This is a genomic window from Emticicia sp. MM (genome assembly GCF_001649495.1).
The window spans coordinates 1-10,772 of record NZ_LXHX01000058.1; the positions used below are offsets into that span (position 1 = coordinate 1).

Annotated in this window: 8 protein-coding genes and 1 pseudogene; 3 read left to right on the forward strand and 6 right to left on the reverse strand. The window is 31.0% G+C overall.

The features are described 5' to 3' along the window. The coding region (locus A6M55_RS07500) for a LysM peptidoglycan-binding domain-containing protein (protein WP_156511004.1) at window positions 1-1,414 on the forward strand (1,414 nt) is incomplete at its 5' end. Between the two features lie 12 nt (window positions 1,415-1,426). On the opposite strand, the gene A6M55_RS07505 is transcribed toward A6M55_RS07500, so the two are convergent. Together A6M55_RS07505 and A6M55_RS07510 are read right to left on the reverse strand one after the other, a co-directional pair. Next, window positions 1,427-3,346 carry a hypothetical protein gene (locus tag A6M55_RS07505; protein WP_064197112.1) on the reverse strand — a complete coding sequence of 640 codons (1,920 nt, stop codon included), beginning with the start codon at window positions 3,344-3,346 and terminating at the stop codon, window positions 1,427-1,429. Window positions 3,347-3,348: 2 nt separating this feature from the next. After that, window positions 3,349-4,716, reverse strand: a complete 1,368-nt coding sequence (locus A6M55_RS07510; protein ID WP_015030739.1) for a hypothetical protein — start codon at window positions 4,714-4,716, stop codon at window positions 3,349-3,351. A 281-nt stretch (window positions 4,717-4,997) separates the two neighbouring features. On the opposite strand from A6M55_RS07510, the gene A6M55_RS07515 reads away from it, so the two are divergent. Together A6M55_RS07515 and A6M55_RS07520 are read left to right on the forward strand one after the other, a co-directional pair. Beyond that, window positions 4,998-6,146 (forward strand): glycosyltransferase family 4 protein, encoded by a 1,149-nt coding sequence (locus A6M55_RS07515; protein ID WP_015030740.1) that lies wholly within the window; start codon window positions 4,998-5,000, stop codon window positions 6,144-6,146. After that, window positions 6,133-7,185, forward strand: a complete 1,053-nt coding sequence (locus A6M55_RS07520) for an acyltransferase (RefSeq protein WP_064197113.1) — start codon at window positions 6,133-6,135, stop codon at window positions 7,183-7,185. The genes A6M55_RS07515 and A6M55_RS07520 overlap by 14 nt, the downstream gene beginning before the upstream one ends. Here the strand turns inward: A6M55_RS07520 and A6M55_RS07525 are convergent, their stop codons facing one another. From A6M55_RS07525 to A6M55_RS07540, 4 genes and pseudogenes are all read right to left on the reverse strand, one after another. Beyond that, window positions 7,186-7,788 carry a hypothetical protein gene (locus A6M55_RS07525; RefSeq protein WP_064197114.1) on the reverse strand — a complete coding sequence of 201 codons (603 nt, stop codon included), beginning with the start codon at window positions 7,786-7,788 and terminating at the stop codon, window positions 7,186-7,188. It abuts the gene before it with no gap. A 58-nt stretch (window positions 7,789-7,846) separates the two neighbouring features. After that, the gene (locus A6M55_RS07530; protein WP_064197115.1) at window positions 7,847-9,358 is read right to left on the reverse strand and encodes a hypothetical protein; all 1,512 of its coding nucleotides are present in this window, start codon (window positions 9,356-9,358) and stop codon (window positions 7,847-7,849) included. Window positions 9,359-9,374: 16 nt separating this feature from the next. Then, the gene (locus tag A6M55_RS07535) at window positions 9,375-10,055 is read right to left on the reverse strand and encodes a glycosyltransferase family 2 protein (RefSeq protein WP_015030744.1); all 681 of its coding nucleotides are present in this window, start codon (window positions 10,053-10,055) and stop codon (window positions 9,375-9,377) included. 44 nt (window positions 10,056-10,099) lie between these two features. Beyond that, window positions 10,100-10,772, reverse strand: a pseudogene (locus A6M55_RS07540) (hypothetical protein); the annotation flags it as partial.

Genomic DNA, 10,772 nt, shown 5'->3' on the forward strand with positions numbered 1-10,772 from the left:
AAGAAAACATTTAATTGCTTCTACAAAAGGTGCGGCATTGTGTATTAAACGAAATCAAGTGCTATACAGGAATTGGGGTGCTACACTATTCTCCCATCTTGCTGACAAAAAAGTTCTATCCATGCTGGAAGTCAATAAAAAATGGGCTGAAAATTCATTTGTAGTGCTTGATAGTCCAGCTTATTCCGCAATTTTGCAGTTTTTGGCATATAAATTAGCTATTGAAAGGGAATTTCCTGCTTATAAACCAACAGACCCAAAAATTATTTATGAATATCCTTACAGCAAAGGAAAGACTTTAAATAAAATTTCTTTGGATTTAAAAGTAGAGCCAGAGACACTTCTCGAATACAATAAATGGTTGAATACTGACAAAGTACCTGATACAGATTGTAACGTGTTGGTTGTAGTGCCTTCGAGTAGGTACACAGAAGTAAGAACATTAGCTGAATTAACTGGAAAAATTGGTTTACCCGCCAAAGACCTCGGCTTTCCCATCTTGAAGAGAGAGGAAAATAATATCAAAACCAGAAATAAAGGAGGGGTCTTCTATGTAATCAATGACATCGCAGGACTTCAAGCTGATATGTGTGATATTCCGGTAACGATGGCTTATAAAGCAGGTATTTCGATTGAAAAATTCTTAGAGTACAATGATATAAAAGAAACGGAACCACTGAGAGTTGGTCAAGTATATTATATTCAATCCAAGGCTGGTAAGGCAAGTGTTCCTTTTCATGTGGTAAGAGAAGGAGAAACATTATGGGATATTTCTCAGATGTATGGAGTGAAATTAGCAAATTTATTAGACTACAATAGATTTGAAACAATTCAAAAGTTACAAAGGGGAAGGGTAATTTGGTTGCAAACTACAAGACCAAAAAATAAACCAGTGGAGTATATTGAAATGCCTGAAGAAAATAGCGAAGTTTTAGAAAATTTAGTTGTTGAAATAAAAAATTCAGAAAAAGATATTGTTACTCCAAAGCTGTCTAAAGAAGAAAACAATACAATTGAAGAAGTTCAAGAAAAAACAATATTGCCAACCGAAGTTACAAAAACTCTAATTAACAAGGAAACAGAGAATACTAAGATTCCTTCAACAAAGGAAGTCAAGAAAGAAAATCTGAAAAGTTTATCTTTGCCCAAGGTTTCTGAAAATAAAACAGCCAGCACTAATGAAGAACTTGATGAAAGTAGAAAGAATACATCAATTAAACCTAATTTAGCCCCTCAAAAAGCAGACTTCGAGGACGAAAAACTCTTTAAAAAACATATTGTAAAAAAGGGAGAAACTCTTTTTAAAATTGCCACAAACTATCGAGTGGAAGTTAGTGAGTTGTGGGTATGGAATGGTTTAAAAAGTACCATTGTTCTTCCTGGAGTAACTTTAAAAATCAAATCAAGTAAATAAAATTTAATGGACTTAGTTTTTTTTACAGTCGCACTGAAATTTTAATTGTTTACCCTTAATCGTATCTTCTTTTATAAACCATTCTTTAGGTTTCTTTAGAAATACCACCCTTCCAGCTATCGGTACAGTTGTCTGCATAACAGGCTTACCAAATCTCTTATAAAACTCTTCCTTTTCAGATTTTGGTATAAGGTCAATATATAAATTTATTCCAGCAAAGTCATTAAATTGATAGAATTGTGTAAAAAATGACCATTGTTCCGGCGTGAATTTATTGGTAATTTTAGTAGATTCATTCCAAATTTTATTATCGGGAACAGACATTTTGCCCCAACCTGCATCTACAAATGGTTTTATCAATGTTGGATGTAGTCTTCCGAAATAATACCCAATTACTTTTTTGTGGTGAAATCTTTTCAATGCATGTACCCCACTAGTTTTGTTGTAAATCGGGCAAAGTCCTTCATCATTACCAATACCATTTCCACCAATCACACAAAAGGGCCAATCGAGTACAGCTTCACCCGGTAATTTTTTTACATAATTCATATATGCATTAAAATTACTATCAAAATGATAGATTGGTCTTTCAATTCTTGCTTTGTAAACTGTAAAGACTTCTAAAAAGCCAATGATAGTGAGTAAACCAATCCAATATATATGTTTCTTTAATTGATTTTTTTTTAAGTCTGCACCTAACAATAGAAAACTGCAAAAAAATGGAATAATCATCGTAAATCTTGAGGGAATGCGATAAAGCATGCACCAAGGTAACCATTGTAATGTAGGTATGTTTATTGGATGATTAATGATTGAAAGTAAAAAAAATATGGCAAAAGGTAATATGAGAAGCCTTTCTTTTTTCTTTGAAAATAAGTAACCAAATAGGCCAATCAACAAACAAAATATCCCCGGACTCATAGAACCCATACCTTCAGGCATATCGTTAAATAGACCTTGAAATGGATTATTTAGGGCACTAAAGTTAGGGAAATAGGGTAGAAAGATTCTAAGTGGCAAATTCCAACCATGTCCTCCTGAAAAAGGATTATCAAAATGAAATTTTCTTATTGTTGTAAAAACCTGAATAATAATCGGTAAATAAAAGAATAATGCAATGAAAGATACAAGTATCATACTTGCATTTATGAACATATTTTTATTAAAATCTTTTACACCTTTTTTTAAAACATCAATAAAATAAGCTCGATAATCCTTTTTTATACAATAGCCAAGAATAGTAATGGCAACAAAGAAAAATGAACTTAAAGAAAATCCCAAAATGTAAGATAAATCTTGCCCAAGTGCTAAACACATAATCATTACTTTGAATATCAGTAAACGTGTGCTAATGGGTTCTTTATTGATGAATTTTTTGAAGATAATATAGTCAAGAAAAATACTAATGGTTGTCCAGTGAATTATACAATAAGCCAAGTGATGCGGATAACGATTAATTGCATGAAAATTTAGGTAAGTAACCAAAATTGACACCAAAAGGCTTTTTTTGAAATCCCAATAATATCCAACCAAAAAGAAAATGCTTAGGGCTGCAAGAAAGATGCTGAGAGCATAATAATAATTTAGCCAAGGACCATTCCCAAAATTATTGTAAAAAAAAGCGTAGAAATAATTACCTTCTAAAAACCAACCTTGGAAGACGTGTGTACCTCCATACGGATAGAAGTAGTCATTATTCGTTAAGTTTAGTTGTGGATAGGGCTTAAAGAATAAGTGTTCGGCAAGGTAATAACTCATATTTTCCCATTGCTCAACATCAGTTCCTGAGTTTTCAGTTAGTGGTTCAGTAAAATTCTTTATTTCTAAAAAGCAGAATGATAATTGACACAAAAAAATGACCAGCAAACCAAGGAAGATTACTTTTTTATTTGTTTCAAGTTTTTCTACTATCAAGCTATTTTTAATAACCATGCCTAAGCTTTGATTTGATTAGTCAAAATTGTGTGGTTGTATTTGGGTACTTTTTTGTATTCAAGGGCGAATCTTGCCACAAAAGCCATTGAGCACCACCTTCCGTAGTCATAAGGCATCCCGAAGGTGAAGTTTTGTATCAAAGTTGCCAAGAAAAAGTAAGAAAGCATGAGTGTGAAATCACATGTCGGATTGAAAATTTCTTTCCAAATCCATTTAAGGATAATTAAATGAAGAGTTAGGAAAATTAAAAAACCCACGATTCCTAAATCATGAAACATTTCAATAAATGGAGAGTCCACGTAAAATTCTTGGTAACCATGACCAAAAAATATGGGGAATAAATTTCCATTTTCAATGTTTTTATCTAGATTTTTGAAAACATTTGTGATGTTTACAACCCTTGTCGAAGCAGAGGCATCAACAGTAGCAGTGATTTTAGCAGTTGCGTCAGAATCGGTAAAAAAGCTAGTTACAATTCTTTCCAAACGCTCAAAGATAATATCTGAGGCTACCATGATGTATCCCTTATAATGTTGGTTTGTCCATAGAGAAAATCCAAAATAAAGGAGTATAAAAAATATTAATAAACCTTGCCAGCCCATTAGCCATTTTAGGCCTTTGTAGATATTTTGAAGTTTAATGTGGGTAACAACATATAGAAAGAAGAAAATACCTGTTACTAATACCATTGCCATTGCTTGACATAAGCCAACCACAACAATTAATACTAAAACGGAGGCCATAATTGCCAATCTCCAAATTATTCTTGCCTCATTTCTTAGAAGTATTACACCTGAAATAATACCAATGTAAGCACTTTTTGCATAAATATGTGGATTCCCCATTGAAGCCATGCCACCATCATCTCCAAAACTAATGGCAGCTCGCATTCCAAACATGTAGGCTGGGTTTCTTGCAATATAATATAAGAGACTCAAGCCCCCTAAAGTACAAAAGAATAACGTAAAGTATAAAAATGTAGATTTTAGGTCGTTAATTGAAACCCCAGCGAAGATAAATAACCCCATTAAAAATACTATTTGGTTGGCCACTTCAACGGGCGTATTTGTGAACCATCCTCTATTAGGGGCATAAGTTGCTAAATACAATAAGGCCATCACAGCATATAAAATGCACATTAAATAGCCAATTGTATTGGTTTGATAAAGTTTTTTTGGGTTCAGTGGAAAAGCGATTAGCAAACTTAAAATAGTAAACCCCGCAGTGAATGCCGAGCTTCCTGGTGCTAATTTTAAACCATCTCTTAGGTAGTAAACTATCGGTAATCCACCAAAGAAAAAACTTAATCCTAAACTTTGTCTATATTTATTGAATTTTAAGAATAACCAATCAAGGTAAATAAACATACAAATATTTTTTGTACAAATATACTTAATTTAAACTTAGCTTCGAAAAGAGAATAATTTTAATCGTCTATGAATTAAATTTTACTAAATTTGTGACCATTTTTTTGATAAAATTTATCAAAATTGTACAAATCAAGATTTAATATTAGAAAATGGAAAAGATACGCTCTTCAACACTTTCTAATAACGATTCAAAAATCATTTTATTCATCAAATTCAATAAATGAATAATTTTTCAGTTTTAAGACTTGAATTATTTTCATTTTATAAATATTTCACGCATGAAAATGCTCATCATTCACCAGTTTTTCTGGGCTCATTATAAGGCTAAAATTTACACAGAACTTCAAAAAGTAGTTGACAAAAATCCAAATGATGAGCTTTTGGTTCTTCAAACAGCTCTTAATGAATTTACTAGGTCTAAAATTGGTAGTATTGATTATAGTATTCATCAATATAATGTTCAAATTTTGTTTGAAGACTTCTATGAAAATACAACAGTTTGGCAAAGGGTAAAGAAATCACTCTTTTGGGTAAACAAGTTTAAGCCTGATGTTATAAACTTACCCGGCTATTATGAGCCAGCCATGAATATTGTTCTTTTTTACTGTAAATTAAAGGGTATTAAAATTGTCATTTCATCTGATTCTACCGAAAGCGACAACCCAAATGTATGGTGGAGAGAATCACTCAAAAGATTTGTTGTATCTCAAGCACAAGGTTTCTTCTGTTATGGTACAAAATCTGCCGAATATATTTTAAAATTGGGTATGAAACCCGAACATATTCTAGTGGAAAATAATTCTGTAGATAATGTAAGAATTGAAAAAGTGCATACAGAAGCTCTGCAAACTCGCCAAGAAGTAAAGAAATCCTATCAACTAAAAAAGTATAATTTTGTATATGTTGGTAGACTGATTGAAATAAAAAACCTAGATAATTTATTGGCTGCCTACAAACCTTTGGCAAACTCCGACTGGGGATTGATTATTTTAGGCGATGGTAGTGAAGAGGAGAAATTAAAGAAATATGCGTCTGATAATCAATTAGAAGGTGTAAAATTTATTGCCGGACAACCTTGGTACGATGTTCCGAAAATATTGGCTTTGGCTGATGTTTTTGTACTACCAAGTTATTCTGAACCTTGGGGCTTAGTTGTAAATGAAGCAATGGCTTGTGGTTTGCCAGTAATTGTTTCTAACAAGTGTGGGTCGGCTTTCGATGTGGTTATTGAAAATCAAAATGGCTATACTTTCAATCCACATAGTGTAGAGGAATTAACAAACATATTTGAAAAATTTGTTGAAAATCCAGATAAAATTAAAATTTTTGGTGAAAAATCTAAAGAAATAATCAAGCGTTTTTCTCCTGAAAATGTTGCTCAAGAAATGTATGATGGATTCAAAAAAGTAGTATATGACAATAAGTAGAAACAATAATTTTGACTTAATTAGACTATTAGCAGCTTTTCAGGTGTTAATTTGGCATGGAGCTGTTCACTTTGATATTTCTGAGAAGGTTTACAATTATTTGCTCGTATTATATCATTTTCCGGGTGTACCCATATTTTTCACAATTAGTGGTTTTTTAATTAGTTATTCTCTCGAAAGAAATAATTTTAATTTAAAACAATACTTTAAAAATAGAAGTCTAAGAATTTTTCCTGCACTTTGGGTTTGTACGATAATAACGGCAATTCTTTTACTTTCATTCGGAAAAGTCGGTAGCCTAAAAGATTTTATCACTTGGTTTATTGCACAAATTAGTTTTTTTCAGTTTTATGCAAGTGAATCACTAAAACAATGGGGGACAGGCCATCCTAATGGAAGTTTATGGAGTATTGCTGTTGAACTCCAATTTTATTTAGTTTTACCAATACTTTTGTACATTATCAATATTCCCCAAAAAAAGATTTACGTCAATTTATTACTTGCAATTTTATTCATAATATCCATTTTGGTTAAATATTATGTTCATATTAGTCCATTATTAACAGAAAATGTTGTTTATGAGAAATTATTTAACAACACGGTTATCAATTATCTTCATTTTTTTCTTACTGGAATCATCATTTACAAAAACTTTGATATAATTTTTCCAATATTGAAAGAGAAAGTCCTTATATGGTTACTTATTTACGCTGCTTTTGTTCTTGTGTTCAAGTTTTGGCTAAAGTATTATGATACTAATTACGAAATAAATATCTGGGGTATCACTGCTAACACTATTTTATCTTTACTGACATTATCATTTGCTTTTTCTTATACTGATTTGAGTAAAAAGCTTTTACATGAAAATGATATTTCTTATGGTATTTATATCTATCACATGCCTATTGTAAATACAATGGTAAGCTTAGGATACACAGGAAGTATCCTGAACCTTTTGGTTCTATCAATTATTACACTTGTGATAGCTTATTTTTCTTGGAAGTTAATCGAACAAAAAATACTTAAACTTAAAATGTAATCATTTTAAGTTTAACTTTATTTCTTTGTATTTACCCTGAGGAACTTGGTCGATTACAGATTCTCTATATCCATTAGGTAGTTTACCGCCCGGAATCCATAATTCATTGGCTCCCGTCTCATTGCCAGAAGGAATTCTTAAATGATGCTTTTTAGGTTTTTGAATATCAATTCTTATAATTGTTGAATTTTTCCATGAATTTTGGGGTATTCCAAGTTGATTTTCAACATAATTAAGATTTCCACTTGACTTGGTAATCAAATCATCCATTTCATTTTTACTCATTACAAATAAACCGTCAGGTCTACCCAATTTTTCTCGACCAAATTTTTCTAAGGTTATTTCTGGAATTAAAAATGACGCTCCTCGCTTAAAACTTCTCAAATGTCTATGTCTATAACGCCATTTTAAGTAATTCGATGGAAGTGGTCTTTGACCTTTAGGAATATGAATAACTTCTGCACCTGAATGTCCTTTTTTAAATGCTCCTTTGGTGTACTCAAAAGAATTAATATCGACTAAATTATTCTGACCAGAGATATCTAGTGAGAAAAGTAGAATGAATAAATACGGGAGTATTTTTCTAGAGTTTATATGTTTCATTCGTAATTAATAGGTAATCCATGCAATTTTACGAAAAATTGAATTACCTACTAATTGGTTAGTTATTATTTTTTTGAGAAGATTCTTGACTCATTATATATTTCCCGAAAAATGAATTCTTTTTGGCAAAATATTGTAAGAAAATTTCTTGTGGAATATCAGCTTTATTGATAGTCGGACTCTCTGCAATTGATGGTACTTTATCCCATTTGAGGGTAGTCATACTACTAAAAATGCCAAGAATAACTGTAAATATCATGTAAACTCTCAAAAAATTAATTGATATTTTTGATTTTAGCATTTCTGAATAAGTGCTGATTAATAATACAAAAATCAATATTTTGATTGTACTTATCAGACGCATGGCCAAATCATTATTGAATCCAATTCGATAAAGTGGAGAAATAATAAAATACGCCGCACAGAAGTATAAAAGAATTAGCTTGTCGTTGTAAGTGTTTTTAGAGGAAAAAAGACGATACATGTAAAACAAGTAGATGCCTACTTCTAAAAGACAATAGCCGATTAATGCTAAAATAGAAATGAGTGGTTTATTATATAAATAGCCAGAAATATCGGAGAAAGTCCAAATAAAACCTGAAAATCTATTGTCTTGGAAATGAGCGAGGAAATAAGTGGCCATGATGAAGATAATTATTCCACCCCCTAAAATGTTTGCAAGACTAAAGAAATTGGCGAATCTTCGATATAAAACCAAGAATCCTGCAATAATACCTACACTAAATGCTCCTAAAAAGGACCACATAAGCAAGAGCGAAATAAAATAAAGTATGAATTTATTGTCCTTTCTTATAAAGCTTTCATAATAAACAAAAAATACCCCAACCGTTGTAACAATGTGGTGTTGTGGTGAATAATGAATATTGATTAAGTTGAATGAAATGCCCGAAGGCCAAATAAAATATTGGATAATTGGTAGTGAAACTATATTTTGTAATAAATAATGGGCGTATAAATATGGTTTAAATAATGTAGCTCCTAAAAGAAAGAGAATAAATACTAAGATGATATTGAGATTTTTAGGAGTTAGAAAGTATAACCAACAAAATGAAATAAAAATACCGATGGCACCCCATATATAAAGAAGAATGTTGCTTAGACCCATTCCAATAAACTTACAAATAATGGCAGTTGGTAAATAATAGGCCATGTAATAACCTAAAATTGCAGGTTCGTTTAAGATTCCGTAGCGAGTTTCGTTCTCGTAAACAATAGGATAAGGTTTCTTGATTAATTCTTTAACAATGGTATTATGCTTAAAATAATCATAAGATTGCCCTAAACCAAAATTTCCTAAACTAAAAAATACTCCTAAAACTAATGTGAAAATAATTAAATAAAATATAGTACTTCCATCTATTTTACTAAGCCTCAATGCACTAACCTCTTCTTGACTTTTAGTTGTATTTTTCCAAAAACTATAAAAAGAAAATACTGCAGCCACAAATCCTAAAGTTGCCCAAATAAGATTTAACCAAGTTAGAATAAAAATTATATTAGGAATAAGTAAATAAGATACTGTAAAAAGTTTTAGTTGTTTAATAGTCATGCTTTTTTTATTTGAATTAATCAACAAATCGATATTTTAGAAGTACCCAGATTGCCTCAACGCCATCTTTCCAATTGATTTTTTTACCTTCACTAATTGAACGTGGATAATAATTGATAGGAATTTCGGGTATTTTATAGCCTAATTTCGCAACTTTTGCAGTTACCTCAGGACAAAACTCAAATCCTGTACAATTCAGTTTGATTGATTTTAGAAGTGTTGCCTCAAAAACTTTGTAACAAGTTGGTTCGTCAGTTAAATTTTGACCATATAAGATATTTGTAATCCACGTAACTACTTGTCCACCCAAGAAAAAAGAGAAATAAGAGTGTTTATTTTGTTTATTTAAAAACCTCGAACCATAAACTACTTTCGTTTTTCCGTTGGCAACTTCTGGAATTAACTTGTAGTAATCATGTGGGTCATATTCTAAATCTGCATCTTGAATGATTATAATATTGCCTGTGGAATGATTAATTGCAGTTCTTATTGCTCCGCCTTTCCCTTGATTCTTTTCGTGGAAAATTACCTTAATTGTGTCACTTTTTAGCTTATTTAATAAATCTCTCGTTCCATCTGTTGAGCCATCATCAACAACAATTATTTCCTTTGGAATGTCTATCTCCTCTATTTTCTTTAGAATATTTTCAATATTGTTAATTTCGTTATAAGCTGGAATTAGAACAGAGAGGAGCATATTTTTATTGGAATAATTCAAATTTAATATTTTTTATTGGTTAACTACTTTGTTTTTTTTCTGTGCCAGAGTTTTATGTATAAAACTGAATCTGTTTCGAGTGTAAAATTCTTATTTAATTCATACCTTAATTTTTCAAGGGCTATTTTATTTTCAGGGGTATTTACTTTGGTACTATCATCAATTATTGAACTTCTGAATCCAAATAATACAAGCTTTAAGGAGGTATCTTTCAATGATTGTTCATAAATATTGGTATGTTTTTTAACGAAATCGCTTGTTTGCATTTCAGTATTTATGAACGGAACATTCGGGTATTGATGAGAATGAAAATAAAATAAGCTGCCAAAATCAATAAGCAATGCTTTATCACCTTTTTTTAGGTTTCTATTTACTGTACTTGCGTATGTTTTTTCAATAGCAAAATCATCTATTTTTACTAAACGTTGAATCACTTCTCGACGAGTAATAAAGATACTTACAATTACTATGACTAATAATAGAATCAGTGAAATATATACTTTAGTAAGCTGTTTTTGATATATTTTGCTGTAATGAGTATAAACCGATGCGATTATTATTGAGAAAAAAGGAGCCGCAGGATAAAAATAGTGAGAGGCTTGACTTTTCATTAAAGATGCCAAGGAAATTAACCCAAAAAATATGCAAAGCATAAAAGTTGTATTTCCCCAATACTTCCTTTTTTCTTTTACACTT

Bases quoted from the DNA above. Each gene is read 5' to 3' on its own strand.
- A6M55_RS07525 (WP_064197114.1), bottom strand. From the start codon at position 7,788: ATGAAACATATAAACTCTAGAAAAATACTCCCGTATTTATTCATTCTA.
- A6M55_RS07510 (WP_015030739.1), bottom strand. From the start codon at position 4,716: ATGTTTATTTACCTTGATTGGTTATTCTTAAAATTCAATAAATATAGA.
- A6M55_RS07535 (WP_015030744.1), bottom strand. From the start codon at position 10,055: ATGCTCCTCTCTGTTCTAATTCCAGCTTATAACGAAATTAACAATATT.
- A6M55_RS07505 (WP_064197112.1), bottom strand. From the start codon at position 3,346: ATGGTTATTAAAAATAGCTTGATAGTAGAAAAACTTGAAACAAATAAA.
- A6M55_RS07515 (WP_015030740.1), top strand. From the start codon at position 4,998: ATGAAAATGCTCATCATTCACCAGTTTTTCTGGGCTCATTATAAGGCT.
- A6M55_RS07520 (WP_064197113.1), top strand. From the start codon at position 6,133: ATGACAATAAGTAGAAACAATAATTTTGACTTAATTAGACTATTAGCA.
- A6M55_RS07530 (WP_064197115.1), bottom strand. From the start codon at position 9,358: ATGACTATTAAACAACTAAAACTTTTTACAGTATCTTATTTACTTATT.